Genomic DNA, 25396 nt, shown 5'->3' on the forward strand with positions numbered 1-25396 from the left:
ACCACCATCTGCGGAAGCCTCTTCCGCCTGGGACCGGGGGCGGGCTGCGGCGACCTCGGCCGCCGGCGTTCCGGGGCGGCATCGATCAGCGCGGCGAACTCGATCGATGCCGGGTGCTCCGGTCGTGCCGGGTCCGGCAGGCGGTGCACCTCGGCGACGAACGCGATGCGCGCGTGGTTCAGGGCTGCGCCGCAGCTGATCGCCACCGCCCGGCCGGTCGGGTAGGCCGACGATCTCGCAGAGGTGTGCCTCGGCCGACTTCGACCGCCAGGGCCGGCTGGTGTGCACCGACGGCGCCCGGCACGCCTGGGCCGGCGCCGAACGCGCCGGGGCCGTTCTGCTCGTCATGGCGACACTCCCCCGCACCACGGGTTTCCCGCTCAACGCTGCCCGGGTACCCGCGACGGGGTCGGCCGGAACGGAGTCGGCCGGCCCTGTTCCGCGCCGATCGCGCGACGGACCGTGGACATCGCTCACCTTTCGCCCTACGGAGGACACCATGACCAGCTTGCTGCCTCGCCCGGGTATGGGCCTGCCCGACATCTTCCAGATGTTCGAAACCGAGTGGCCCTTCGGCGAACGGCATGCCATGCGCATCGAAACCTACGCCGAGAAGGACGAATTCGTGGTCCGATGCGAGTTGCCCGGGGTGGACCCGGACAAGGACATCCACATCAACGTGGAGGGCAACCAGCTCAAGATCAGCGCCGAGCGCAAGCACGAAGAGCGCACCGAACGCCACAGCGAGTTCTCCTACGGTTCGTTCAGCCGCACCCTGCTGCTGCCGACCAGCTGCAACACCGAGGACATCAAGGCCGAGTACGAAGCGGGCATCCTCACCATCCGCATGCCACGGCGGGAAACCGAGGCGCGCAAGGAGATCCCGGTGATGCGCAAGGGCAAGTGAACCGCGGGAAGGCGCGGCCGGATCGCGGTCGCGCCTCCTCCTCGCCGAGTCAGCTCGCGGGCGGGCGGACGACGACCACCGGGCAGTGCGCGTGGCTCACGCAGTGCTGCCCCACCGAGCCGAGGAGTGCACCGGCGAACCCACCGTGCCCGCGGCTGCCCACCACCAGCAGATCCGCTCCGCGGGCCTCGTCCAGCAACGCTCGCGCGGCGTGCCCGCGAACCACCTCTCGGCGAACGGGCACCGATGTCGCCAGCAAGGCCGAGGTCTCGTCGACGGCCTTCCGCAACTCCCACTCCGCACGAGCGGCCGAATCCTCGTCCGACAGCACCGGAGGCATCGGCGAGATCTCGGTGTAGGCCGGGGGCGCCCAGGCCAGCACCGCGGTGACCGCGCCGCCGCACTGCGCGGCGTAGCGCAGCGCCCAGCGCAGCGCGGCACGAGAACCGGGCGAACCATCCACACCCACCACGATCCGAGGTCGGTCCTCGGTCATCGCTCCCCCATTCCCGGATCGGCACCTGGCGGCGGTGTACCCACGACCGGCCGAGATCGCACATCGACTCGACCGAACCGCTGATGACGACGTCCTCTGGATCAAGCTCGTGCTCGTCGCGGCAGCCGGCGGATTGCGCTTCGCGCTTCGCCTGGCGGCGTTGCTGGTCCTGCCCGTCGCTGCGGTCACAGCCGGGATCGTGCCGGCGTTGTGACCCCGGCAGTTCGGGTACCCCACGAGCACATCGCGAACGAACGCAAGGTCGCCATGGCTGCCACGAGGATCGATCCGCCCCACGGCGCACGCCTGTTCGGGTGCTGCAGGCCCCACGCGCCGGCGGCGGAACCTGGCGCGCCATGACCACGACCGCGTGGCAGTTCGGCTTCCACGACTTCGCCCCGGAGGACGAAGGCCGCCGAGAGGCGTTGTGCACGTTGGGGAACGGGTACTTCGCCACGCGCGGAGCGGCGCCGGAATCCCACGCCGACGGGGTGCACTACCCCGGCACCTACGTCGCGGGCTGCTACAACCGTCTCACCACGACCGTCGCCGGGCGTGAAGTGGAGAACGAGTCGCTGGTCAACGTGCCGAACTGGCTGCTGCTGACCTTCCGCGCCGATGACGGCCCGTGGTTCGACCTGGCGCAGGTCGAGGTGCTGGACCACGAGCAGCAGCTGGACCTCGAACGCGGTCTCCTGGTCCGGCGGCTGCGTTTCCGCGATGGGCGGGCCCGCACCACCAGGATCGTCCAGCACCGCTTCGTGCACCTGGCCTCGCCCCACCTCGCCGGCCTGGAGACCACGCTCGTCGCCGAGGACTGGTCGGGGGCGTTGACGTTGCGCTGCGGGATCGACGGGGACGTGACGAACAGCGGGGTCGCCCGTTATCGCGCGCTCGGCGGCCGGCACCTCGTCGACCACCGCACCGCCGAAGTCGCCCCGGACATCGTTGTGCTGCACGCGCGAACGTCCCAGTCGGACATCCACGTCGCCGAGGCCCAACGGACTCGGGTGCGCGTCGGCGGCGATCTGGTCGACGCACGCTCGCTCCTGCAGCGCGGCGAGCTGATCGCCCACGATGTCCCCCTCGACGTCGAACAGGGCGTCGAGGTGCGGGCGGAGAAGATCGTCTCGCTGCACACCTCCCGGGATTTCGCCGCCACCGAGCCCGTGTCCGAGGCCGTGGAACAGGTGCGCGACGCCGCCGGCTTCGACGAGCTGCGCCTATCGCACAGCATGGCCTGGGCTCACCTGAACGAGGCGTTCCACAGTGGACTGTCCATGAGCGACGCCGCGCAGCAGGCCGTGCACCTGCACCTGTTCCACCTGCTGCAGACGGTTTCGCCGAACACCACCGATCTCGACGCCGGACTGCCGGCCCGCGGGCTGCACGGGGAGGCCTACCGCGGCCACGTCTTCTGGGACGAGCTGTTCGTCCAGCCCACCCTCGACCTGCGCGTGCCGCAGTTGAGCCGGGCGCTGCTGCACTACCGCTACCGCAGGCTGGACCGGGCCCGCAAAGCCGCTCGCGACGCCGGATTCGCGGGCGCGATGTTCCCCTGGCAGAGCGGCAGCAACGGCCGCGAGGAAACCCAACGCCTGCACCTCAACCCCCGCTCGAACCGCTGGCTGCCCGACCACACCCACCTGCAGCGGCACATCGGGCTCGCCATCGCCCACAACGTGTGGCACTACCACCAGGCCAGCGGGGACGAGGAATTCCTCCGCGACTTCGGCGCCGAGATGATCCTGGAGATCGCCCGCTTCTTCGCCTCGCTCGCCCGGTACGACCGCAGCCGGGACCGCTACGTCATCCGCGGCGTCGTCGGCCCGGACGAGTACCACACCGCATACCCCGGGCGGGACCGGCCGGGAATCGACGACAACGCCTACACCAACGTCATGACCGCCTGGCTGTGCCGCACCGCCGTGCACGTCCTCCGCGAGCTGCCCGACCGGCGGCGGCACGAACTGACCGACCAGCTCGACATCCGGCACCACGAGATCGACCGCTGGAAGCGCATCGCGCAACGCATGTTCGTGCCCTTCCACGGGAACGGGATCATCAGCCAGTTCGACGGTTACGACCGGCTCGCCGAACTCGACTGGGACGCCTACCGGCAGCGCTACGGCGACATCCAGCGCCTCGACCGCATCCTGGAGGCCGAGGACGACGACCCGAACCGCTACCAGGCGTCCAAGCAGGCCGACGTGCTGATGCTGTTCTACCTGCTGTCGGCCGAAGAACTCGGGGAGATCCTCGGCTGGCTGGGCTACCCCATGCCCAGTCTTCCCGACAACATCGAGTACTACCTGAAGCGCACCAGCCACGGATCGACCCTTAGCGCCGTCGTCCACGCCTGGGTCCTCGCCCGCAGCCGCCGGCACCGCGCGCTGGAGTTCTTCGACGAAGTGCTGGCCAGCGACATCCACGACACCCAGCACGGCACCACCGCCGAAGGCATCCACCTGGCAGCCATGGCAGGCAGCATCGATCTCCTGCAGCGCTGCTTCGCCGGCATCGAAGTCCGCGACGGCGAACTGCACCTCAACCCGCTGTGGCCGGCCGAGCTGGGGCCGCTGGAGCTGACCATCCGCTACCGGGGCCAGCCGCTGACCATCGAGGTGACCGGCCGCACCGCCACCGTGCGTACCTGGCCCGGGCGCCTCCGCCTCCCGGTCACCTGCACCTGCGGTGCCCGCACCGTCCACCTCGGCCCCGGGGAAACCGCCCGGTTCTCGCTGGAGAACTCGCTCCGAGGAGACGATCCCGCGGCCCGCTCCCCGCCCTGACACCTCGGCGTGAGGCTGGTTCCGGTCCGGCCCCATCCGCGCGGAAGCCGCCGGAGTGGATGGGGACGAGGGTCTCTAGCGACCCCGATCGTGCTTCGCGACGCTTGTCGGACGGGCGCGACTCGCGGCCGCTTGACGCCGGCAGCAACCGGGCGTTGGGGCACGCATCGACCGCAGGAGGTGCGGAATGCGCCAGGAGAAGGCTCGCCGACACACCCACCACGACGAAGAGCTGCCAGAACCGCGAACCCGCGGTGCGGACAGGCGTGACGAGCTCGACGATTCGACCGATTCCCTCCTGGAGGAGATCGACGACGTCCTGGAGGAGAACGCCGCCGAGTTCGTTCGCTCCTACATCCAGAAGGGCGGCGAATGAGCCACTACCGAGCGAAGGGCCTCCGGGACAGCCTGCGCAGTGCGGGCCTGCCGGAGCGGTTGCGACGTCGGAAGTCGCGGCGCTGAGCAGCTGGTGGGCGAACTCAGCGCTGCCCCGGCCGAGCTCATGTTCCGGCGCTGATCCGGGGTACTCGTGGGTCGGACGGCGGGGAGGTCTGGCATGGCATCGAGCGGGCGCGTGGTCGTCGGGGTGGACGGCTCCGAATCGTCGCTGGCGGCCGCCGCATGGGCCGCCGGCGAAGCCGACCTGAGGCACGCCGAGCACGTGCACCTCGTGATGGTTTCCGGTGATCCGTCGCGGGACGACGAGGCGTGGGAGATCGTCGGGCCCGTGGCGGAGCGGACCGCGGACCGGCATCCGGGGCTGACGGTCTCCCCGGGCGTCGAGCCCGGCGAACCCGCGGACGTCCTGCTGCAGCTCTCCGACGGGGCCGAGCTGGTCGTGGTCGGTTCACGCGGACGGAGCACGCTGGCCGCGACCCTGCTGGGCTCGGTCAGCGCCAAAGTCGCCGCCCACGCGCGATGTCCGGTCGTCGTGGTCCGGGACCACCGGGACAGCGGCGCGGTGGTCGTCGGGGTGGACAACTCCCCGCACAGCGGCGCCACCCTGCGGTACGCGTTCGACGCCGCCTCCCGGTACGGATCCGAGCTGGTGGCCGTGCAGGTGTGGCAGGACATCGAGTACGCGCCGGTCGTGCCCCGCCTGGAGTACGAACTGGCCGACCTGCGCGACGAAGCGCTGCGCGGAGTGGCCGAGCAGCTCGCCGGGTGGACCGAGTCCTATCCGGACGTGCCCGTTCGCAAGGTGGCCCAGCGGGGGCACCCGGTGGCCGAGCTCGCCGCCGCAGCCGAGGACGCCCGGCTGCTCGTCGTCGGGCACCGGGGGCGCGGCGGATTCACCGGACTGCTGCTCGGATCGGTCGCCGCCGGCGTGCTGCACCACGCCTCCTGCCCGGTCGCCGTCGTCCGGGCCGGAGGCGAGGCGTCGTGAGCGGCGACCCCGGTGGGCGGCGTCATCCGGCGCGCAGGACCGCGACCGGGCAGTGCGCTCGGTTGACGACCGCGTGGCTCACCGAACCGAGCAGGCTGCGCCGGATGCGCCCCCGCCCGTGACTCCCCACGACCAGCAGGCTCGCCTCCTGGGCCTCGCCCATCAAGGCCTCGGCGGGCTTTTCCGGCGTCACCACCCGCCGAACGCCGACATCGGGATACCGTTCGCCCCGTCCCGCCAGGGAACCGGCGAGCGCTTCCTCGGCTACCTCGCGCACCTCGCTCCAGGGCAGCTCCCACTGCTGGACGCGGGCGAAGGGGTCCAGCGGCAGATCGCTCCAGGCGTGCACCGCGACGAGTTCGCCGCCGTGGCGGGAGGCGAAGTCGTAGGCGAAATCGATGGCCAGGCGGCTGGCCGCGGAGCCGTCGACGCCGACGACGACCGGTCCCGTGCCGGGTTGCTCCCGGTCACCGCGGACCACGACGACGGGAGCCCCGGTGCGCCGGGTCAGCAGTTCCGCCGACATCGAGCCCAGCACGCCGAGCTCCACCTCGATGCGCGGCCCGCCGAGCACCAGCACCTCGGCCTCCCCCGCCATGTCCGCCAGCACCTCGGCCGGATCCCCGAACGGCATGCTGCTGTGCACTTCCAGTTCCGCGTCGATCTCCTGGCAGCCGACGACCAGTTGCGCGAGTTCGTGCCGCAGGATCTTCTGCAGCGGCTCCAGCACGTCACCTTCGCCCGGCACCTTGATCGACGTGTGCTCCTCGAACGGCCACGTGAGCACGTGCACGAGCAGCAGCGGCCGTCGTCGGCTGGATGCCTCCCGCGCTGCCCACCACACAGCCCGGCGAGAGGACTCCGTCAGGTCGAACCCCGCCACCACCGCCTTGCGACTGGTCTCGGTCATCCGTTCTCCCCCTTCGGCCTAATCGAGCGCGGGATCGAAGGAGGCCACGCCGGCCTGCGCGTCTTCCCCGGTCGGCTCCGGCATTCCCTCGGGGACGACCAGCACCGGGCATCGGGCCTGGTGGATGCACCGCAGCGCCGTGCTGCCCAGGATCGCGTCGGCGATCCGTCCACGACCACGATCGCCCAGCACCAGCATCGCGGCGTGGGCGGACCGTTCGGCCAGCACCTCAGCGGCATCGCCCTCGACCAGCTCGGCGTGCACTTCCGGCGTCGTGGTTCCGCCCATGCAGCCGCGCACCACGCTCTTCAAGTCCTCCCAGTGCTGATCCCGCACGTGGTGCGGAGCCAGCCCTGGGCTCATCAGCATCGGGCCCGGCCCGGCGAGCACGGCATGCGGCGTCCAGGCCATGACCGCGTGCACCGGCACGCACCGCCGGCGTCCCTCGGCGAGGGCCCAGCGCAGCGCCCGCGCGCTCGCATCCGATCCGTCCACTCCCACCACGAGAACCCCGTGACCGGTCACGGCTCCCACCTCGTCTCCTGCCCCAGCACGAGCGAGTCCACTTCGGTTCGACATGAGCCCATTCCCGTTACCACGCACCCGGTTTCCACGGGGAACAACGCTCACGGACGCGCATGCTCGGCCGCGGCGCGCAGCGTGGCCCGCATGATGGACTTGACGAACGGCGACACCGTCCGCCAGTACAGCGTGAAGATCCGCCGCGTGATCGGGTCGTCGAGCGTGACGCGGATGTCGTAGGTGGCCAGGCTGCTGCGGCGGCCGTAGGGGCGCACCGAGAACGACGCCACGATCTTTCCCTGGCCGGGCTTGCCGTACTCGGCGAACTCCTCGGCGGTCACCTCCTCCATCCGCACGATCGGCGTCCAGAACCTGCCCACCGCACCGAAGACGACTTCCTGGCCCGGCCGTTCGCCGAGCAGCACCCAGTCGCCGCGCGCGCACAGGTCGTCGTAGCTCAGGCGGGTCGGAACCCGAGCCGGAACGCGACGTTCGAGCCGCTCCGGCAGCCCCCGCACCCACATGGCCAGATCCGCGGTTCGCGACCCGATGGTGAGCAGGTCGAGATGGCGCAGCGCGCGGTACGCCGCCTCCGGCGGCGCGTCGACGACCAGGTGCTCGACCGCGCCCGCGTCGTAGCGGGCCGCGAAGTCGTCGACGTTCACCGAGCGCTCCGTGACCTCCCACTCCGCCGAAGCGGCGTCAGGGGGCTGGCGCGTCCGGTCCGTCTTGTCGTTCATCGGCCCTCCTCCTCTCGTCGAAGAAAGCGGAACACCTGATCCGGCCGTCACGTCCGGCGTCTGCGTTCGGCCAGCGCCGTCCTCCGGCGCCGGTACTCCTCCTCGTCGATCTCCCCGCGGGCGAAGCGCTCCGCCAGCAGCTCTTCGGCCGTGGCGGTGTCGCGGTCGCCCTGCCCGGTGCGCTGCAGGTAGCGGACCAGCGCGACGATCGCCGCGATGACGAGCACCCAGAACAGGACCATGCTCACCGTCATCATCGTCAGACCCCACATGCCCCAGCCGTAGCCGTAAGGCATCACGCTCGCCTCCTCTGCTCGTTCAGCGCGCCACGATGAGCGGGCACGGCGCTTGGTGCACCAACTGCTGGCTCGTCGAGCCCAGGACCAGACCGGTGAATGCCCCGCGCCCGCGTGCTCCCACGACCACCACCTGCGCGTGCTGCGCGTGTTCGAGCAGGACGCGTGCCGGTTTGCCGTTCGCCACGATGCGCCGGACTTCGACCTGGGGGTACTTCTCGTGCCAGCTCGCGAGGCGCTCCGCGAGGATGCGCTCCTCCTCCTGCTGGACCGCTGCTGCGCGGCCCTCGGCGTGGAAGCCGTACCAGGCTTGCTCGGTGCCGACCGCGTGCCAGGCGTGCACGGCTTCAAGAGCGGCACCGCGCATCACAGCTTCCTCGAATGCCGTCGTCAGCACGATTTCCCCGGCTGGTGTGCCGTCCACGCCGACGACGACGGGCGCGTCGGGGGCTTCCACGCGCGACCGTCGCACCACTGCGACCGAAGAATGGCCGTGCGCGCACAGGCCGATCGCGACCGACCCGACGAGGAGTTCGGCGAACCCGCCGAGTCCGCTGCTGCCGACGACGGCGAGCTGCGCGTGCCGCGACTCGGCGACGAGCACGGGTATGGCGCCGCCGGCGACCACGAAGGTCCGCACCTCCAGCCCCGGGGCCGCTTCGGTCGCCTCTCCCTTGGCCCGGTGCAGCCATTGCTGGGCCTGCCTCGCCATGGCGCTCGCGTACGTTTCGGGCACCGGTGTCGTCGGCAGGTCCGGCAGGTACGTCTGGGCGAGGACGTCCGCGAAGACCACGCGGAGCCAGGTGCCTCGGCGGTGGGCCTCGGCGGCTGCCCAGCGCACGGCGTCCAGCGCCGCCGCGGACCCGTCTATGCCCACGACGACCGGTTTCTCCTGCGCTGCGGTCATCGTTCCCCGACCTCCGGTTCCGCGGGAAGGCCGAATCGCATCAGCAGCTGCGGCACCGCGGTGAGGCCGAGCCGCTGCGCCAGGCCGGCGCGAACCTCCTCCAGGTGCAGCGGTTGGGTCATGACGGAGGCGGCCAGGTGTCGGCTCGTCGCCTCCAGCCACGCCTGCTCCATGGCTGCTCCGGCCCGGACGTGGTCCTGCGGGGCATCGGCGCTCGTCGTGACGACGAGCACCGCCTCCTGTTGGATCCGGTCGGCGAGCAGGGACTCGTCGGGCAGCCGCGTGCGGGACGTGGTCAAGCCGACCGCCGCCAGTCCGACCGCCCCGAACGCGTCCGGTCGCATGCCATGGCCGCGCGGGGCGGTCCACAGGGTCAGTTCGCGCTGGTACTCGGCGTTGCCGCGGAAAACTCGGGCCGCGTAGTCCAGCAACCGCGCGACGGCCAACGCCTCGTCGGGACCGGAGATCCACCGGCCGGTCGCGCCCGGTGCCGCGAGCGCATCCAGCAGGACATCGCGGGTGCCTTCGGGGAGTTCGCGCCGGTCGAAGGCGTGCCGGTGGCTCCAGCGGTCGGCCAGGGCGCGGCGCCAGCGGTTCTCCGCATCGGTCGGCCGGGATCGGTGGGTGCCGGTGACGGTGGCGGTCACCAGGTCACCGGCGAGGCCGATCGCCACCTCGGCCGCCCATCCCAGCCCGCGGATCGCCAGCACCAGGTTCGCCAGCGCCGCGCCGAAGGAGATGCGCGGGTCGCGCCCTTCGGGGTCGTGCTGGGCCGGCAGGCCTGGTCGTTCTCGGAGCTCGGCGGTCCGCCCGTGAACCGCCAGTTCCCACGGGCGGGTGTTGTGCACCGACGGTGCACAGTGGACGGCTTCACCGAGGACGGCGGACTCGGCTGCCGACCACGAGTCCCGCCCGTGGCCGCCGTCCGCCTCGGCCCTGGTGACGCTCATCTCGAACCCTCCTCCTCGGGCTGTGCGGCGGGGGTTCGGGCGATGCTGCGGACGAGGTCGACCGCGGTGAGCACGCCGCACACCCGCCCGCCCCGCATGACCAGGACGGCATCGGTGTGGGCGCCGATCATGCGTTGCGCGGCGACGCCGATGTCGTCGGTGGCGTCCACCCGGGGCCCCGGCACCGGGCACAGCGAGCCGACCGGAGTGGTCGTCTTCGGGTACTGGGCCGCGATGCCCTGCAGCAGATCCGTCGCGCTCACCAGCCCCAAGGTGTTGTCGTCGACGACCACGGCGAGGTGGTGGACGTCGCGCCGGTACATCTCGTACAGCGCGCTCATCGCGTCCAGCTCGGGCCGGACGGCGACCACGGGAGTGCTGGCGAGATCGAGTGCGCTTGCCTGAACGGTCATGTTCCACTCCGAAGGGCCCTAACCCGGCTCGACCGTCGCGCAGCCCGCCGCGGTCCGGCAAGGGGAGATGGTCACTGGAGTTCGGCGCCGTCAGACCCGGAGCTCGCGGAGGAAGGGATCCTCGGGTTCGCCCGGCTCCAGGCGGTGACGGCCGAATCCGAAGGTGCGCCGAAGAACCGGGAGTAGCGGTCCTCGGGCCCCTCCGCCGACACCGGCCGCCCCTCCCACGCGATTCCCGTACTCGTGAGAAGACCGCCCCGCCTCGCCGGCGGCGATAGAGCCCATCGGCCCTATCAGCGCGGCGGTCGTGGTTGGCAACGTGAGCGGGGTTGCGGTCCGAGCATCGCGGGAGGGCGCGAGCATGACACGCGCGAAGCAGTCCGTCGTGGTCGGCGTGGACGGCTCCGAATCCTCGTCGCAAGCGGCGCTGTGGGCGGCCGCCGAGGCCGAGCGCCTGTCGGCTCCGCTGCACGTCGTCCTGGTCAACAACGATCCCACCCGCGATCCGTTCGCCGAGGAAGTGGTGCGGGACCTCGCCAGCAGCTGCCGCCGGGCGGTGGGCGAACTGGAGATCACCGAGGAGGTCTCCGCCGGGCATCCCGCCGAGGAGCTGGTGCACCGGTCTGCCTCCGCGCGGCTGGTCGTGGTCGGCTCGCGCGGGCAAGGCGCGTTCCGGGAGACGTTGCTCGGTTCGATCAGCGCGGCGGTCGCCACGCACGCCTCGTCGCCGGTGGTCGTCGTCCCGGGCCACGGCACCGCCACGTCCGGGCCGGTCGTCGTCGGGGTCGATGACTCGACGGGCAGCCGGAAGGCGTTGCACTACGCCTTCGACGCGGCCGACCGACGCCGCAGCGAACTCGTCGCGGTGCAGGCGCTGCCGAACGCCTACTTCATTCCCGGCCCCTACGACCACCCGGATCGCGACGAACTCCTGGCGGGCGCCGAAAAGCGCCTCGCCGAGCAGGTGTCCGCCGGGACCGCCCCCTACCCGGAGGTGGTCGTTCGCCAGGTCGTGTCGAACATCCCGCCGGTGCAAGCGCTGCGCGAGGCCGCGCAGCATGCGCAGCTGCTGGTCGTCGGCCATCGTGGACTCGGGGGATTCCCCGGTCTGCTGGTGGGTTCCGTGGCCAGGGGCGTGTTGCACCACCCACCGTGCCCGGTCGCGGTGGTCCCGGGCTGACGGCTTCATCGCCGAGGGGGCATTCGTGCGGCGGGACGCGTTCGTCGAATGGGAACAGCGGTTCGGGCGGGGTGGGACCGGAGTTCTCGGGCGATTGCACGCCGCCGCGGCGCGGCGGGCGCGGATCGGCGCGAACGACCTGCACGACATCGCCGAGGAGGTCCGGCGGCCGGTGGCAGCGCTCGCCGGGGCGGCGGGCTACTACGCCGACTTCGCCGGTGCACAAGGCATCCGCCACGTCCGCGTATGCGTGGGGACCTCGTGCTTCGTCTCGGCCGGCGACCACACCGTCCCGCTGGCCGAAGCGGCCCTCGGCGTCGAACCCGGACGCGCCAGCGCCGACGGTTCGGTGTCGTTGGCCGGCGCGTACTGCCTGGGCTTCTGCTACGCCTCACCGGCCGCCCTCGACGGGCACACGCCCATCACCGGTCCCGAGCTCGGCGATCGATTGCTCACCGCCGACCACCCGGTCGCCCCGGCGATCCCCTACCGGGTCACCAGCCGCCGGGCCGTGACGCTCGCCGGGCTGACCGGAGCCGAGGACTCCTGGCAGGTGTGGCCGCAGGTCGTCGAGGACGGGTCACCGGCCGCGGTCCGCGCCGAGGTCTCGATCGCCGGCCTGCGCGGACGGGGCGGCGCCGAGTTCCCGGTGGCGCAGAAGTGGGAGGCGGCGCGCGGCGCGGCGCCGAGGTTCGTGGTGGCCAACGGTGACGAAGGCGATCCCGGCTCGTTCTGCGACCGGCTGCTGATGGAGGGCGACCCGCACCGGGTGCTGGAGGGACTGGCCCTCGCCGGGTTCGCGGTCGGCGCGAACCGGGGCGTGGTGTTCGTGCGTTCGGAATATCCCGCAGCGCTCGGAAGAATGCGGGCCGCGGTGGCGGAGGCACGGTCCGAGGGGCACTTCGGGTCCGGTGTGCACGGCTCGTCGTTCGACTTCGACGTCGAGGTCGTGGAGGGCGCGGGCTCCTACGTCGCCGGGGAGGAAACCGCGCTCCTGCACGCCTTGCAAGGATTTCGCGGCAGCGTCCGGCCCCGGCCGCCGTACCCGACCGAGTACGGCCTGGCCGGGCGGCCCACCGCGGTGAACAACGTCGAAACGCTCGCGGCGGTGCCGTGGGTGCTGCGGCACGGCGGCGCCGCTTATGCGCAGCTCGGCGACCGGGTCGAAACCGGCACCAAGCTCGTGTGCCTGAGCCAGCGGTTCCGGCACCCCGGCGTCTACGAGGTCGAGTTCGGCGTACCGCTGCGCTACATCGCCGAAACCCTCGGCGGCGGCCTCAAACCCGGCTACGCGCTGCGAGCCCTGCAGGTCGGAGGCCCGCTCGGCGGCTTCCTCTCGCCCGACGACCTGGACATCCCGCTGCTCGCCGAAGCGCTCGCCGACGCCGGGGTGGCACTCGGGCACGGCAGCCTCGTCGCCATCGACGACCGCATCACCGCACGGGAGCTGCTCCGGCACGTGTGGAGCTTCGCCGCCGCCGAGAGCTGCGGCGCCTGCGTCCCGTGCCGCGTCGGCACGCAGCGCGGGATGGAGCTGGCAACGCGCTTCCCGACCGGGTCGGAGCAAGTCCTTTCACAGCAGGACGAACTGCTCGACGTGATGAGCACCGGCAGCATGTGCGCCTTCGGCCGGGGCGTGCCGGGAGCGGTGCGAAGTCTGCTGCGCGTCTACCGCGACGAGCTCCTGCCGGGAGAGCGCTGATGCGCGTGACCATCGGGCGCACCGCGGTGGACGTCGCGGACGACGCCACGGTCCTCGATGCCGTCCGCGCCGGTGGCACAGACCTTCCGACGCTCTGCCACGACGACCGGCTGTCCCCGCGCGGTTCTTGCCGCGCCTGCCTGGTTCGCGCGGCAGGCCGGGTCGTCGCCGCCTGCACCACGCCCGCAACGGACGGCATGCGCGTCGACCTCGACGACCCCGCTGCTCGGCAGGCGGCCAGAGGGGCGGTCGAGCTGATCGTCTCCGAACTTCCCGAACGGGCGCTGGACGTCCCAGCCGAGCGCAGCGAGCTCGTCCGAGCCTGCGCGCATTTCGGCATCACCACCAGCGGTTTCGCCGGGGCCAGGCACGATCGCGGAACCGATCATTCGCACCCCTACGTCAAGCTCGACCGCGACCTGTGCATCGCCTGCGGACGGTGCGTGGCCATGTGCGCCGAAGTCCAGGGCACCTTCGCCCTCGAACTCACCGGCCGCGGCTTCGACACCGTCGTCACGCCGGGTGACGGCGGGCCGTGGGTCTCCTCGCCCTGCGTCGGTTGCGGCGGATGCGTCGACAGCTGTCCCACCGGCGCGTTGTCCGAACCCGGCCTGCTAGACCTCCGGCCCACCACCGCGACGACCACGACCACGTGCGGCTACTGCGGTGTCGGCTGCACCCTCGACGTCCACGTCCGAGACGACACCATCGCCGCGATCACCCCGACGCACGGTGCGCCGGTCAACCGCGGCCACGCCTGCATCAAAGGCCGCTTCGCGCATTCCTTCGCCCGCGCCGACGACCGCCTCACCACACCGCTGCTGCGACGCGACGGCCAACTGGTCGAATCGACCTGGCCCGAAGCCCTCGCGACGGTCGCCCGGCGCCTCTCGGCCATCCGCGACCGGCACGGCCCGGACTCGATCGCCATGATCTCCTCCGCCCGCGCCACCAACGAGGAGAACTACCTGGCCCAGAAGTTCATCCGCGCCACCATCGGCACCAACAACATCGACAACTGCTCCCGCTTGTGCCACGCGCCCTCCGCCGCCGGGCTCACCGCCTCCCTCGGCCTCGCCGGCGGCACCAACCCCCTCGACGACCTCGACCACGCGGACTGCATCCTGCTCGCCGGCGCCAACCCCACCGAGGCCCACCCCGTCGTCGGAGCCCGCATCAAGCAACGAGTCCTCGCCGGAGCCCGCCTCGTCGTCGTCGACCCCCGACGCACCGAACTCGCCGCGCTCGCCGACATCCACCTGCAGAACCGGCCGGGCTCCAACGTCGCCGTCTTCAACGCCCTCGCGCACCAGCTGATCGTCGAGGGCCTCATCGCCCACGACTTCCTCGAACAGCGGACGACGGGGTTCGACGAGCTCGCGGCGCTGGTCCACGAGTACGGACCCGACACCGTCACAGGCATCGCCGAGGTGCCACCGGCGGATCTGATCGCGGCAGCGAGGCTTTTCGGGCGATCGCAGCACCCGGTCATCATCTACGGGCTCGGCATCACCGAGCACGCCCACGGCACCGACGGCGTGCGCACCCTGACCAACCTCGCCATCCTGCGCGGCTCGGTCGGCACACCCGGCTGCTGCGGAATCCTCCCGCTACGCGGCCAGAACAACGTCCAAGGCGCATCCGACATGGGCGCGCTGCCGGACGTCCTGCCCGGCTACCAGCCCATCAGCGACGCGGGAGTCCGCGACCGCTTCGCAGCCGCCTGGGGCCACCCGGTTCCCGGACGCCCCGGCCTGCGCATCCCGCAGATGTTCGACGCCGCCATCGCCGGAGACGTGCGGGCGCTGTACGTCATCGGCGAGGACATCGCCCAGAGCGACCCGACCAGCGGCCACGTCCGCGACGCCTTGCGGGCGTGCGACCTGGTGGTCTGCCACGACCTCTTCCTGTCGCGCACGGCCGAGCACGCCGACGTCGTCCTGCCCGCCGCGTCCTTCCTGGAGAAGGACGGGACCTTCGTCAACTTCGACCGCCGCTTCCAACGCGTGCGCCCCGCACTGACCCCGCCAGGACGAGCGGACACCGACTTCGGCATCCTGCACCGCCTCGCCCGCTCCCTGGACTCCGACCTAGGGTGCCGCACACCCGCCGAAGCGCTCGCCGAATGCGCCGCCCTGACACCGGTCTTCGCCGGAATCTCGCACCGCCGGCTCGACGCCGAAGGACCGCTGCACTGGCCCTGCCGAGCACCCGACCAACCCGGCGAAGCCGTGCTCCACCTCGAGAGGTTCTCCACGCCGGACGGCCGAGCGGCACTGGCCGCCCTGCCCTACCTCCCACCTGGCGAACAACCAGACGCCGAGTTCCCCTACGTCCTGGTCACCGGCCGGCGGCTCGTGCACTACAACACCGGATCCATGACCCGCCGCACCCCCAACACCGAACTCCGGCCCGCCGAGACCCTCGAACTCCATCCCGCCGACGCCGCCCACCTCGGCGTGCGGGAAGGCGCCGAGGTGACCGTGACCAGCCGCTGGGGCCGAGCCACCCTGGCCGCCCACCCCAGCCGCGACGTCGCGCCGGGCCAGGTGTTCGCCGCCTTCCACTTCCCCGGCGCGACCGTCAACGACCTCACCTCGCCGCACACCGACGCGATCACCGGCTGCCCCGAGTACAAGGTCACCGCGGTTCGCATCGCGCCCGCGCAACGCGACTCCGACCGAGCTGCTGGAAAGCCGTGAGCCCGCCACGCGTCTCCGAACGAACTGCCCAGGTTCGAGGCCGCCACGGTGGCCTCGCGGGAGGAAGCCGGGGAGCACTGACGTGGTTCAGCGCAACCCTGGCCGATGACGCATCCGTCCGTTGTGGAGTGCTTCCGTGAGCGAGCAGAGCAGTTACGCGATCGTCGTCGGCATCGACGGCTCGCCATCCTCGAAAGACGCCCTGCGGTGGGCCGTTCACCACGCACGTCGTGCAGATGGACGAATCAACGCGGTGATGGTCTGGGACACGCCCGCGCTCTACGACTGGCCGATGCGAACCGCCGAGCAGCTCGACCGCGCCACGAACGAGGCGCTCCGCGAGATCGTCCGCGAAACCGTCGACGAAGCCGACCTCGCCAGGATCAGCACGCACGTCGCCCGCGGCCATCCGGCCAAGGCCCTGCTGGACGCCGCCGGAACAGCCGACCTCCTCGTCGTGGGCCGGCGTGGCCAGGGCACCTTCACCCACGCCCTGCTCGGCTCGATCAGCCAGTACTGCGTCAACCACGCACCGTGCCCGGTGGTCGTCGTGCGCGACGACCACCGGCCACCGGCGCGGTGAAGGTCAAGACCGACCGGGTCAGGGAATGAGTACTATTTTCCCGAATTTTCCGGGTCCGGACAGGCGCGCGTACGCCTCGTCGTAGGCGTGGATCTCGTAGGTCGCCTCGATCGGTACCTGAATTCGTTCCTGTGCCAGGAGCGGGACGACATGGGTGCGGATGCCGTGTGCCAGCAGTGCCTTCTCCGCGGGGCTGCGCCCGCGAATGGTCGTTCCGATGAGGCGGGCGCGTTTGAGCATGAGGTCGAACATCTTCAAGGGCGCGGTCATTCCGCCCTGAACGCCGACGACGAGCAAACGTCCACCGGTCCGCAGCAACTCGACGCGGTCCAGGCAGCTGTCGCCACCGACCAGTTCGACGATGATGTCGAACGGTCCGTGGTCGATTTCGCGTTCGGGCGTGACAACGTCGAGGCGACCGCTCTCAGCCGGCAGCGCGGCGACTTTGCCGTGGAGTTCGGTGCGGCGCACGCTCGCAACCACATCGGCGCCGGAGACCGCAGCGATCTGCACCATCGCTGTGCCGATCCCGCCGGCGGCGCCGGTGATCAGAACCTGGTCTCCGGCAGCGATACCGGCCTGGGTGACGAGCGCATCCCACGCGGTGCTGAAGGCTTCCGGGAATCCGCCCGCGTGCTCCCATGGGATGTTGCCCGGAACCGGGAGGAGCAGATCTGCGGGGACGGCGATGCGTTCGGCGTGTCCACCTCCACCGACCAGCGCCATCACGCGGTCTCCGACGCGGACGTCGCGCACCGCCGAACCCAGTTCGAGGACTTCGCCGGCGACTTCCAAGCCGGGGATGTCGGCCGGCCAGCCGGCGGGTGCCGGGTAGTCTCCGCGTGCTTGCTGCAGGTCTGCGGCGTTGAGCCCGGCGCTGCGGATGCCGATGAGGACCTGATCCGGCTGGAGAACGGGCTCCGGGCACTCCCGAAGCTCGAACCGGCCGTCAACGATCGTGACTGCGCGCATGACGAAATACTAGGGTGGAAGAAATGCGACATCGCTCCTCGTAGATGCACGGTCCTGCTGACTGCCGACGCGGAGGTCGTAGTAGCCCTCGCGGACGATGAACGCATGACGTCCTTCTTCGACAGCCCCTTCAGCGCGGCGCCGTTGCATGTGGGCGACTGCGAGTGGGGCTAAGCGCATGAGGGCCAACGACGAGCGTTCTCTCCTGCCCCGGCGCGACCAGGAACCGCTCTAGGCACTGTTCCGGCGGATCAGGCTTCGGGGTTGAAGGGCCGGAGGTCGTAGAGGTAGGAGCGGCCATTCTTGAAGCTGCGCCAGACGTTGGCCGGGGGTTCGGGCTCATCGATGTGGCTGTTGAGGGGATGGGCGGTCACGAGGCCGTCAGCGATCTTGCAGTGCCAGCCGTCGGTCGGCGACCAGACACACCACACGTTCCCGTCCGTGCGGCGGTAGGCGGGGCGGCCGTGGTGCTCGCCGTCGCGTTCGAAGTAGTAGCGGAGCCCGTCGATGTGGCGGACGAAAGCGAAGGATGCGAGTGCCGTCATACCTTCGGCACTGTAAGGGGACGACGCCGCTGCGGCTGCGGAGTTTCGGACGTAACCAGGTGCAGAGCGCATCTCATGGGTGGAGCCAGAGCCGGATTGCGGCGACGGTGACGGTGCCGTGGAAGACATGAGCCCCATGCCGGGCACAACGGACCAGCAGTCCGACAGTCACATGATCCGCCGGAAAGTGCCTAGTCGGGTTTGCCATCGGGCAACTGTGTTCACGGGCCGCGACGTGCTGACCACATCCACCGCGCTGTGGCGCAGCGGCACCGGACTCCTCGACACTCAGGGCATGCACCTGCTGCTGATCGCCGACACTCACCTCCCGAAACGCGCCAAGGCCCTGCCATCGGAGATCTGGGACGCGGTGACAACAGCCGATACCGTCATCCACGCCGGCGACTGGGTCGATGTCGCGCTGCTCGACGAACTCGAGGCGCGCAGCGCACGGACGATCGGGGTGTACGGCAACAACGACGGTCCAGAAGTGCGAAGCCGGCTTCCCGAAATCGCCCGTGCCGAGCTGGGCGGAGTCCGACTCGCCGTGATCCACGAAACCGGCCCCGCACGGGGCCGGGAAGCCAGATGCGATCGGTTGTTCCCGGACACCGACGTGCTCGTGTTCGGGCACAGCCACATCCCGTGGGACACCACCACGCCCGGCGGTCTTCGACTGCTCAACCCCGGCTCTCCCACCGATCGTCGCAGCCAGCCGTACTGCACGTACCTGACCGCTGACATCTCCGGCGAGCAGATCCGGAACGTCGTGTTCCACCGCCTACCACCGCGTTGCACCGGTTGACCCCCGGGTTGGCAGCCGAGCACTCCCGTCGCCGGTACGCCGTCGCCCGGCGTGCGGAAAATTTGATGCCGACATCAGGACGATGGCTACGCTGCTTGTGCGTCGCCAGGGCTCTTCGCGTCATGGCGTTGGGGGCGGGCCCCGTGCCGCATCGGAACAAGCAGAGCCATCGTCCGGTTCTATTCGACGAGGACGGGTTTAAGCCATCACCTCCTCAATAATCCGCCGAATCGTCGTCGGACATGTCCGGCTCGGCGGAGTAGCCGCCGTCGAGCGAGCTCGGATCGACCGAGTAACCACCGTCGAGCGAGCCCGGATCGACGGAATAGCCGCCATCGGACATCTCCGGGTCGGCGGAGTAGCCGTCGTCGGTCATGCCCGGATCGACGGAATAGCCGCTATCGGTCATGCCCGGATCGACCGAGTAGCCGCCGTCGAGCGTGCCCGGGTCGACCGACATGTTCGGTTCGGCGGAGTAACCGCCGCCCGACATGTTCGCATCCGCCGACATTCCACCCATGTCGTCCGTGCCGGGGAGGCACATGCCGGCGCCCTCCTCGGACGCGGCCGCGGCTCCCGCGTCAGCGGGGTCCACTTCGTGCGGGAGGTCCTCTTCTCCCACCACCTTCATGCCGCGGACCGCGTCGACGCCTTCCCCGACGATGCCGCCGATTCCGCCGCCGACCTCGCCACCTGCCCAGTCCGACCCGGGTGGGCCGAACTCCGCACCGGCAGCGCTCCCGATCACGCCGCCGATCGCTTTTCCGGCCTGCTGGCCCGCGTGCTCGTCGCTGAAGTCGCCTTCCTGGACGGGCCCGGGGAACGGGACGCCGCTGTCGTTCGGATATCCAGGATTCGCTTTCGGTCCCACGTCTTGCACAGGACCCTCCTTCCCGGCCCGCCGAACCGAACGTGCGCTCCAGCACGGGGTCCGACCCGACGGGCACCGATGTTCGGCTCAAGCGACCCGCTGCCGAACGGCAGCGGGTCGCGACCACCCCGCGGTCACCCGGTCGGCCCGACGAGGTCGCCCAGCATCCCTTCGCAGGTGCGGATCAGGACGTGGGCGGCGGCGACCGACTGCCGCAGGCTCGCCGGGCTTTCCGCCCGGCCCTGCCAACGGGCCAGCGCCTCCTGGGCGGCATTGCGGATCGCCCCCTGGTCGGCCTCCGGCGCCAGCCCGAGGCGGCGGGCCGGGGCGATTCCCGAACTTCCCAGCAGGCGCTCGGCTTCCGCGACCTCCTCCTCGGTGAGCCCGGCGGGGTCTTGCCGCAGGGAGTTGAGCAACCGGAGCTCGGCGATCTCATGGGCGCCGGCCCACACCCGCTCCACCTCCGCGACCAGTTGTTTGTTCCCCTCCAAGGGCATTTGCCGCAGCACCGTGCCCAGCGCCTGCAGCACCGACCGGGCCTTGAGCACTTCGGCCCGGGCCGCGAACTGGGTGCCCAGCGCCGCGACGAGCTGCCGCAGCCCGGAGTTCTCGATGAGCATCGCGGCCAGCTGCGCGGAATTGCCGCACTTGCCCGACCGGATCAGCTCGATGCCCAGCCTCAGTCCGTACATGCCCAGGCGGTCCAGCAGCCGGCGCCGCCCTTCGGCGTCGACCTCGGCGGGGCAGTCCAGCTTGACGAAGCGGTCCACCGAAACCAGCGTCGGTGCCAGTTCCTCGGCCGGTGCCCTGGCCAGCAGCTCCAGCCCGCGGAATTCCTCCTCGCGCAGGGTCCGCCCGGTGTAGGCGAGCAGCCCGGTCACCGGCAGCACCGTCTGGCACAGCCGGCGCACCTGCTCGCTCTTCCGGTAGGAATCGGCCACGCGCGCCGCGCTCGCCATCGAATCCATCTTGCCCGCACCGATCTCGTCGGCCCGCGACAGCACGCCCACCGCGTTGACCGGTGTCGGCTGCACGATGTCGTCGTCGTGGAACGCCTCCAGCATCCGGATGTCCTCGCGGTGCGCGTAGCGCATCAGGTACAGCACCGCATCGGCCGGCGTGACCCGGCCGTTCGCGGGGGTCAGGAAGTCCTGGGCCCGCTCGGAGATGTCCGTCGACACCGAACCGATCCCCGGTGTGTCGATGAGCATGAAGTTGCGCAGCGCGGTGGACGGCCACTCCACGACCAGCCGCTCCACGTCCGCGGCCCGGGTTCCGCCGAGGTCGATTCGGATGGCGCGGCTGTCCGGGCGGGCGTACCGCACCTCGCGCGCCTCCCCCTGCCTGGGCTGCAGCACCACGCGACAACTGTCGCCGTGCTGGAACCAGGTGACGATGCGGGTGCACTCGCCCGCGTCGGTGGCCGCCAGCTCCTCGCCGATCAGCGCGTTGAGCAGGGTGGACTTGCCCGCCTTGACCTTGCCCGCGATGGCCACCCGCAGCGGTTGCCGAATCCGCACCGCGAGGGTCTGCAGCGATGCCTCGGCCGGGGTGCCGGCGTAGGCGGTGGCCGCCGACCGGATCACCCCGTCAACCTGCTGGATGAGCGATGAGTTTTTCATCCCGCACCCCGCCTTCACTTGCCCGGAAGAGCGTTTCGGCTTTCCTGCGCAGCATTGCCACGGACTTGCGGGCCTGTTCCATCTCGGGCAGGCGGCGCTCCCGCTGGTCCTTGTCGGCCCGCAACGACTTCTTCGCCGCCGCCACCGATTGCGCCGCCGCGTTCTGCAGTTCCGCCGCGCGTTCGGAATAGCCCTGCCGCATCTCGCGCTGCATCCGGCGGATGGTGTCCTTGGAGTCCTTGGCGATGTGGAACTTCAGGTCCTCGGTGTACTGGTTGACCGCCGCCTTGGCCTTCTGGCGGCGTTCCTGCACGTCGCGCTTGGCCCCGGAGCGCAGTCCGCCGACACCGCTGAGGACGCCGAAGGCCATCGACACCGGGTTCATCCCGGACATCAGCGCCACCCGGCCCACGGTCTTGAACAGCAGCATGCCGGTGCGCATCCCCTTGGTCTTCAGGCTGGCCTTGACGATCTCGACGTCCTCGGCCGCCTCCTCCAGCTCCTTGATCAGCTCCGTGGGGGCCTCGGCGTGCACTTCGACCTCGGCGCCCTGCTGCTCCTCGGCGAACTGCTCGGCCACCGACTTGCCGAGCTCGGCGACGCGTTGTTGGAGCAACGTGTAGTTCTCCACCACCTCCGCGGTCAGCCGACGCCGCATCCACGCCTGGATCTCGTCCCAGGTCTTCGCCGGATCTCCCTCGCCGATCGCCTTGTTGGCCTCCCTGGTGAGGTCCCGGAACCGCCGCCGCATGTCGAAGTCCACATCGGACGAGATGTTGCCGAAGCCGTCACCGAGCGTCTGCTGCCAACGCGCCCCGGCGGCGCGCAACGCCTCGGCCTTCTTGCCCGCCTCCTGCAGCTTCGCGACGAGCTCCTTGCCCTGCTCGGGATCGGCCAACGTCTGCTGCCGGGCCGCCAGCACCTGGTCGATCTGGCCCAGCACGTCGCGGAAGTTCGCGGTGACCGCGGCCAGGGTGAGCCGTTCGATGTTGGCGACCACTTTCTGCCCGAGGTAGGCCAGCAGCGGCACGCAACCGGACTCCGCGAACAGCCGCTTGTCGCGTTTGAGCGCGGCCTGCGCCTGCAACGCGGTGGCCACCGGGAACACCGGGATCTCCAGCCCCGCGGCGCGCAGGTGCGCCTTGTCCTGCTCGACGATCTGCCGCCACTGCGGGTAGAGGTCGATCTTCGTCACCGCGCAGACGACGCTCGGGCAGAGGTTCTTCGCGGATTTGAGCAGTTCGATCTCCGTGGCGGTGAGCTCCTGCGCGGCGTCGGTGGCGAACACCAACGCGTCGGCGGCCGACAGCACGCCGTAGGTGGGGGCTTCCGCGGTCTCGCTCAGGCCGCCGACCGGCGTGTCCACGAAGGTCACGCCCTGCGACAGCAGCTGGTTCGGGATGCCCACGTCCACCCACATCAACTTGCCGCCCTTGTCGTTCGGCGGAGCCTCGGTGACCTGCCTGGGGATTTCCCGCAACGGCGCGGCCACCCGGCTGGCCTCCTTCTTGCCGTTGCCGCTCGGCTGGTAGGTCAACGTGACGGCGGGCTTCTCGGCATAGGTGATCGACATCGGCACGGCGGTGGACGCGGTGTCCACCACCGGGCAGATCGGCACGTTGACCAACGCGTTGACCAGCGAGCTCTTGCCCTTCTTGAATTCGCCGACCACGACGATGCGGATCAACCGCTTCTTCCGGTCGGCCAAGTGCTTCCGGTCCGCGTTCAACCGCCGGACCAGGTCCTTGCGCCCGCTCTTCTCGGCGAGCCTGCTGGCCGCGGCCAGGACGGCTTCGACGCCGTCCACCCAGTGCGCGGAGCCCCCCTCGGGGGGCTTGGGTTGCTGCGATGGCCCTGTCATTGCCGCCCACCCGACCCCGTTACCGTCAAAGTCCACTGTGGATGTACATCGGTCAGAACCCGAAGAAGTCGCCGATGGCGTCGCCGGCGTCCTCCAGGGCACTACCGACGTCGTCGACCACGTCGGTCACCGTCTCCGCGGCGTCGTCGAACGCATCGCCCGCCGCCGTGCCGAAATCGGTGAAGGTGTCACCGATGTCGCTGACCGTCTCCGTGCCGAAATCCCAGACGTCCGTGAGCTCGTCGTCGAATCCGATGTCGGTCACCAAGTCCCAGGTGAAGTCACCGACCGCGTCGGCCGCGTCGTCGATGGCATCGTCGACACCGGCGTCGCCGAGCCATTCGCCGAACTCGCTGCCGAGCCAGCCACCGGCTGCGGCTCCCAGCGGCCCGAGGAACATTCCGCCGACCGTCGCGCCCGCGACACCGCCGACCGCCGCGCCGTAATCGCCCTCGAGGAGGTCTTCGACGCCCGATGCGACGCCGCCGACGCCGAGCGCGCCGCCGCCGAAGTCCACCGCCGTGCTCAGCATGCCGCCCCAGTCACCGCTCAAGACGTCGGTGGCCACATCCGCGTATTCCCCGACACCGAGCGCATCGGCCGCGACACCAGCCGCTTCACCGGCCAACCCGCCCCAGTCGCCGCTGAGCACGTCATCGGCCACGTCGCCGATCGGACCGAGATCGCCGACACCGATCTCCTCGGCCGCGGTCCCGAGCAGACCGCCCCAGTCGCCGTTGTAGAAGTCGGTGGCCGCCTGGCCGAAGTCGCCGACACCGAGCCCGCTGGCCACGTTGTCGGCCAGCCCGCCGATGTCCCCGCTGAGCAGACCGCCGGCGACCCCGCCGAGCCCGATGTCGCCGAGCCCGATGTCGCCGATCGTGGTCGTCACCGAACCGGCCAGGTCGCCCCACTCCCCGCCGAGCAGGTCGTCGGCGACCGTGGTGAAGTCGCCGAACCCCATCCCGGACAGGGTGTCCCCGGCGTACGAACCCCAGTCGGTGCTGCCCAGCGTCTCACCGGCCCAACCGCCCAGCTCGGCACCGGCGGCGGAGGTCGTGGCGCCGACCGGACTGCCCAACCCGTCAAAGTAGTCGAACACGGTGTCGTGCAGGGCCGGCTCGGTGATCTGGAGCACGGCCGGATTCGAGAACGGATCACCCTGCGCCCACGGCAGCGTGGTCGTGGTGGTGGTCGTGGTGGTGGTCGTGGTCCAGCCACCGGTGTCCCAGCCGCCAGCACCGCCCCAGCCCCCGGTGTCCCAGCCGCCAGCACCGCCCCAGCTCCCGGTGTCCCAGTCCTCGGGGAGGAACCCGGTGTCCCAGCCTCCGTCGTCCCAGAGCCCGGACGTATCCAAGCCCGTCGTGTCGTCCCCCGTGTCCCCCAGGTCCTGCCCGGGCTCGCTGAGCAAGCCGCCTGAAGACTCGTCCGTCGCGGGTTCGGTGGAGGCCGTGTCGACGTCGTGGGAGAAGTCGTCCTGAACACCCGTCCCGGCCGCAGTGTCGGCTCCCAGCGGCTCCCGCATGTCCTCGCCGCCGAAGTACCCGGTCGGACCCGCTACGCCGCGGGCGTCGAGGTCGCGCAGCCTGTCCAGGTCCTCCTGGCTGAGGTCCTGCTGTTCCGCTGCCAGGCCCGCGTCTTGCGTCGTCGAGTAGTCCGGGTGCTCGTACTCGGTGTGCGGCCCCAAGCTCTCGTAACCGGGCTCAGCCGGCTGCACATCGTCCCAAGCTCCACGCTCCGGCTGCTCATAATCCGTGTGCGGCGCCAAGCTCTCGTATCCAGGCTCAGCCGGCTGCACGTCATCCCACGCCCCGCGCTCCGGCTGCTCATAATCCGTGTGCGGCGCCAAACTCTCATAACCAGGCTCAGCCGGTTCCACCTCCGGCTGTTCCCCGGCCCCGGGGTGCTCGTACCCCGCCTCGGAAGCCGAGCTTTCACCCGCGGGGAACTGGTATTCCAGGGTCGTGTACTCGCCGGTGTCGGAAGTCTCCTCGGCGGGTTGGTCCACGTCCTCCGTCGAGTATTCGGGAGCCCCCTCGACCACATCCGTTGGCTCGGCCCCGTAATCCGCCGGCTCATCGACCGCGTAGTCGGATGGATCGGTGTAGGCGACGTCGGTGGAGTCCTCAGCGGTGCCATAGTCGGATGGATCGGTGTAGGCGACGTCGGTGGAGTCCTCAGCGGTGCCGTAGTCGGATGGATCGGTGTAGGCGACGTCGGTGGAGTCCTCAGC

At 70.7% G+C, this 25396-nt stretch carries 23 protein-coding genes and 1 pseudogene; 10 read left to right on the plus strand and 14 right to left on the minus strand.

Annotation, left to right across the window (positions count from 1 at the left end; translation table 11 throughout):
• The first annotated feature begins 499 nt into the window (after positions 1-499).
• On the plus strand, positions 500-907 hold the full coding sequence (locus AB0H93_RS18410) for an Hsp20/alpha crystallin family protein (protein ID WP_358573810.1): 408 nt from the start codon (positions 500-502) through the stop codon (positions 905-907).
• A 49-nt stretch (positions 908-956) separates the two neighbouring features.
• Here AB0H93_RS18410 and AB0H93_RS18415 read toward each other — a convergent pair whose 3' ends face one another.
• Positions 957-1403 (minus strand): universal stress protein, encoded by a 447-nt coding sequence (locus AB0H93_RS18415; RefSeq protein WP_358573812.1) that lies wholly within the window; start codon positions 1401-1403, stop codon positions 957-959.
• 34 nt (positions 1404-1437) lie between these two features.
• Between AB0H93_RS18415 and AB0H93_RS18420 the strand changes: the two genes are divergently transcribed.
• From AB0H93_RS18420 to AB0H93_RS18435, 4 genes are all read left to right on the plus strand, one after another.
• Complete coding sequence (locus AB0H93_RS18420) at positions 1438-1617, plus strand: hypothetical protein (RefSeq protein ID WP_358573814.1); 180 nt, start codon at positions 1438-1440, stop codon at positions 1615-1617.
• Positions 1618-1759: 142 nt separating this feature from the next.
• The gene (locus AB0H93_RS18425; RefSeq protein ID WP_358573817.1) at positions 1760-4195 is read left to right on the plus strand and encodes a glycosyl hydrolase family 65 protein; all 2436 of its coding nucleotides are present in this window, start codon (positions 1760-1762) and stop codon (positions 4193-4195) included.
• A 187-nt stretch (positions 4196-4382) separates the two neighbouring features.
• On the plus strand, positions 4383-4571 hold the full coding sequence (locus tag AB0H93_RS18430) for a ubiquitin-like protein Pup (RefSeq protein ID WP_358573819.1): 189 nt from the start codon (positions 4383-4385) through the stop codon (positions 4569-4571).
• 180 nt (positions 4572-4751) lie between these two features.
• On the plus strand, positions 4752-5582 hold the full coding sequence (locus tag AB0H93_RS18435) for a universal stress protein (RefSeq protein WP_358573821.1): 831 nt from the start codon (positions 4752-4754) through the stop codon (positions 5580-5582).
• Positions 5583-5604: 22 nt separating this feature from the next.
• On the opposite strand, the gene AB0H93_RS18440 is transcribed toward AB0H93_RS18435, so the two are convergent.
• The 7 genes from AB0H93_RS18440 to AB0H93_RS18470 all read right to left on the minus strand — a co-directional run bounded on the left by AB0H93_RS18440 (position 5605) and on the right by AB0H93_RS18470 (position 10320).
• Positions 5605-6492: a universal stress protein gene (locus AB0H93_RS18440; protein ID WP_358573823.1), complete on the minus strand. Its 888-nt coding sequence runs from the start codon at positions 6490-6492 to the stop codon at positions 5605-5607.
• Positions 6493-6510: 18 nt separating this feature from the next.
• On the minus strand, positions 6511-7017 hold the full coding sequence (locus AB0H93_RS18445) for a universal stress protein (protein WP_358573825.1): 507 nt from the start codon (positions 7015-7017) through the stop codon (positions 6511-6513).
• A gap of 101 nt (positions 7018-7118) precedes the next feature.
• Complete coding sequence (locus AB0H93_RS18450) at positions 7119-7754, minus strand: hypothetical protein (RefSeq protein WP_358573827.1); 636 nt, start codon at positions 7752-7754, stop codon at positions 7119-7121.
• Positions 7755-7801: 47 nt separating this feature from the next.
• Positions 7802-8050: an SHOCT domain-containing protein gene (locus tag AB0H93_RS18455; protein ID WP_358573996.1), complete on the minus strand. Its 249-nt coding sequence runs from the start codon at positions 8048-8050 to the stop codon at positions 7802-7804.
• A 22-nt stretch (positions 8051-8072) separates the two neighbouring features.
• Positions 8073-8957, minus strand: coding sequence for a universal stress protein (locus tag AB0H93_RS18460; protein ID WP_358573829.1), 885 nt, complete (start codon positions 8955-8957; stop codon positions 8073-8075).
• A complete protein-coding gene (locus AB0H93_RS18465) occupies positions 8954-9907 on the minus strand; it encodes a nitroreductase family protein (protein ID WP_358573832.1) in 954 nt (317 codons plus the stop codon). The genes AB0H93_RS18460 and AB0H93_RS18465 overlap by 4 nt, the downstream gene beginning before the upstream one ends.
• Positions 9904-10320, minus strand: coding sequence for a CBS domain-containing protein (locus tag AB0H93_RS18470; RefSeq protein WP_358573834.1), 417 nt, complete (start codon positions 10318-10320; stop codon positions 9904-9906). Before AB0H93_RS18470 ends, AB0H93_RS18465 begins: the two co-directional genes overlap by 4 nt.
• Positions 10321-10681: 361 nt before the next feature.
• Between AB0H93_RS18470 and AB0H93_RS18475 the strand changes: the two genes are divergently transcribed.
• The 4 genes from AB0H93_RS18475 to AB0H93_RS18490 all read left to right on the plus strand — a co-directional run bounded on the left by AB0H93_RS18475 (position 10682) and on the right by AB0H93_RS18490 (position 16487).
• Complete coding sequence (locus tag AB0H93_RS18475; RefSeq protein ID WP_358573836.1) at positions 10682-11500, plus strand: universal stress protein; 819 nt, start codon at positions 10682-10684, stop codon at positions 11498-11500.
• Between the two features lie 25 nt (positions 11501-11525).
• A complete protein-coding gene (locus AB0H93_RS18480) occupies positions 11526-13202 on the plus strand; it encodes an NADH-ubiquinone oxidoreductase-F iron-sulfur binding region domain-containing protein (protein ID WP_358573839.1) in 1677 nt (558 codons plus the stop codon).
• On the plus strand, positions 13202-15904 hold the full coding sequence (gene fdhF, locus AB0H93_RS18485; RefSeq protein WP_358573842.1) for a formate dehydrogenase subunit alpha: 2703 nt from the start codon (positions 13202-13204) through the stop codon (positions 15902-15904). The genes AB0H93_RS18480 and fdhF overlap by 1 nt, the downstream gene beginning before the upstream one ends.
• 136 nt (positions 15905-16040) lie before the next feature.
• Positions 16041-16487, plus strand: coding sequence for a universal stress protein (locus AB0H93_RS18490; RefSeq protein ID WP_358573844.1), 447 nt, complete (start codon positions 16041-16043; stop codon positions 16485-16487).
• Positions 16488-16505: 18 nt separating this feature from the next.
• Here AB0H93_RS18490 and AB0H93_RS18495 read toward each other — a convergent pair whose 3' ends face one another.
• Positions 16506-17459 carry a zinc-binding dehydrogenase gene (locus tag AB0H93_RS18495; RefSeq protein WP_358573846.1) on the minus strand — a complete coding sequence of 318 codons (954 nt, stop codon included), beginning with the start codon at positions 17457-17459 and terminating at the stop codon, positions 16506-16508.
• 251 nt (positions 17460-17710) lie between these two features.
• Complete coding sequence (locus AB0H93_RS18500; protein ID WP_358573848.1) at positions 17711-18004, minus strand: hypothetical protein; 294 nt, start codon at positions 18002-18004, stop codon at positions 17711-17713.
• 295 nt (positions 18005-18299) lie between these two features.
• On the opposite strand from AB0H93_RS18500, the gene AB0H93_RS18505 reads away from it, so the two are divergent.
• On the plus strand, positions 18300-18809 hold the full coding sequence (locus tag AB0H93_RS18505) for a metallophosphoesterase (RefSeq protein ID WP_358573999.1): 510 nt from the start codon (positions 18300-18302) through the stop codon (positions 18807-18809).
• A gap of 214 nt (positions 18810-19023) precedes the next feature.
• Here AB0H93_RS18505 and AB0H93_RS18510 read toward each other — a convergent pair whose 3' ends face one another.
• The 4 genes and pseudogenes from AB0H93_RS18510 to AB0H93_RS18525 form a co-directional block, all read right to left on the minus strand.
• Entirely contained in the window at positions 19024-19689 is a 666-nt protein-coding gene (locus AB0H93_RS18510; RefSeq protein WP_358573850.1) for a hypothetical protein, read from the minus strand.
• 125 nt (positions 19690-19814) lie between these two features.
• On the minus strand, positions 19815-21302 hold the full coding sequence (locus AB0H93_RS18515) for a dynamin family protein (RefSeq protein ID WP_358573853.1): 1488 nt from the start codon (positions 21300-21302) through the stop codon (positions 19815-19817).
• Positions 21271-23163 carry a dynamin family protein gene (locus tag AB0H93_RS18520; protein WP_358573855.1) on the minus strand — a complete coding sequence of 631 codons (1893 nt, stop codon included), beginning with the start codon at positions 23161-23163 and terminating at the stop codon, positions 21271-21273. The genes AB0H93_RS18515 and AB0H93_RS18520 overlap by 32 nt, the downstream gene beginning before the upstream one ends.
• A gap of 52 nt (positions 23164-23215) precedes the next feature.
• Positions 23216-25396 (minus strand): annotated as a pseudogene (locus AB0H93_RS18525) (hypothetical protein); the annotation flags it as partial.

This window comes from Saccharopolyspora sp. NPDC050642 (assembly GCF_040654735.1).
Classification (GTDB): Bacteria; Actinomycetota; Actinomycetes; order Mycobacteriales; family Pseudonocardiaceae; genus Saccharopolyspora; species Saccharopolyspora elongata.

What these genes read in the sequence shown, in the direction of transcription:
- AB0H93_RS18475 (WP_358573836.1), top strand. Translation starts at nt 10,682, where the DNA reads ATGACACGCGCGAAGCAGTCCGTCGTGGTCGGCGTGGACGGCTCCGAA.
- AB0H93_RS18415 (WP_358573812.1), bottom strand. Translation starts at nt 1,403, where the DNA reads ATGACCGAGGACCGACCTCGGATCGTGGTGGGTGTGGATGGTTCGCCC.
- AB0H93_RS18430 (WP_358573819.1), top strand. Translation starts at nt 4,383, where the DNA reads ATGCGCCAGGAGAAGGCTCGCCGACACACCCACCACGACGAAGAGCTG.
- AB0H93_RS18515 (WP_358573853.1), bottom strand. Translation starts at nt 21,302, where the DNA reads ATGAAAAACTCATCGCTCATCCAGCAGGTTGACGGGGTGATCCGGTCG.
- AB0H93_RS18520 (WP_358573855.1), bottom strand. Translation starts at nt 23,163, where the DNA reads ATGACAGGGCCATCGCAGCAACCCAAGCCCCCCGAGGGGGGCTCCGCG.
- AB0H93_RS18495 (WP_358573846.1), bottom strand. Translation starts at nt 17,459, where the DNA reads ATGCGCGCAGTCACGATCGTTGACGGCCGGTTCGAGCTTCGGGAGTGC.
- AB0H93_RS18435 (WP_358573821.1), top strand. Translation starts at nt 4,752, where the DNA reads ATGGCATCGAGCGGGCGCGTGGTCGTCGGGGTGGACGGCTCCGAATCG.
- AB0H93_RS18425 (WP_358573817.1), top strand. Translation starts at nt 1,760, where the DNA reads ATGACCACGACCGCGTGGCAGTTCGGCTTCCACGACTTCGCCCCGGAG.
- AB0H93_RS18440 (WP_358573823.1), bottom strand. Translation starts at nt 6,492, where the DNA reads ATGACCGAGACCAGTCGCAAGGCGGTGGTGGCGGGGTTCGACCTGACG.
- AB0H93_RS18450 (WP_358573827.1), bottom strand. Translation starts at nt 7,754, where the DNA reads ATGAACGACAAGACGGACCGGACGCGCCAGCCCCCTGACGCCGCTTCG.
- AB0H93_RS18460 (WP_358573829.1), bottom strand. Translation starts at nt 8,957, where the DNA reads ATGACCGCAGCGCAGGAGAAACCGGTCGTCGTGGGCATAGACGGGTCC.
- AB0H93_RS18410 (WP_358573810.1), top strand. Translation starts at nt 500, where the DNA reads ATGACCAGCTTGCTGCCTCGCCCGGGTATGGGCCTGCCCGACATCTTC.
- AB0H93_RS18465 (WP_358573832.1), bottom strand. Translation starts at nt 9,907, where the DNA reads ATGAGCGTCACCAGGGCCGAGGCGGACGGCGGCCACGGGCGGGACTCG.
- AB0H93_RS18505 (WP_358573999.1), top strand. Translation starts at nt 18,300, where the DNA reads ATGCACCTGCTGCTGATCGCCGACACTCACCTCCCGAAACGCGCCAAG.
- AB0H93_RS18455 (WP_358573996.1), bottom strand. Translation starts at nt 8,050, where the DNA reads ATGCCTTACGGCTACGGCTGGGGCATGTGGGGTCTGACGATGATGACG.
- AB0H93_RS18470 (WP_358573834.1), bottom strand. Translation starts at nt 10,320, where the DNA reads ATGACCGTTCAGGCAAGCGCACTCGATCTCGCCAGCACTCCCGTGGTC.
- fdhF (WP_358573842.1), top strand. Translation starts at nt 13,202, where the DNA reads ATGCGCGTGACCATCGGGCGCACCGCGGTGGACGTCGCGGACGACGCC.
- AB0H93_RS18500 (WP_358573848.1), bottom strand. Translation starts at nt 18,004, where the DNA reads ATGACGGCACTCGCATCCTTCGCTTTCGTCCGCCACATCGACGGGCTC.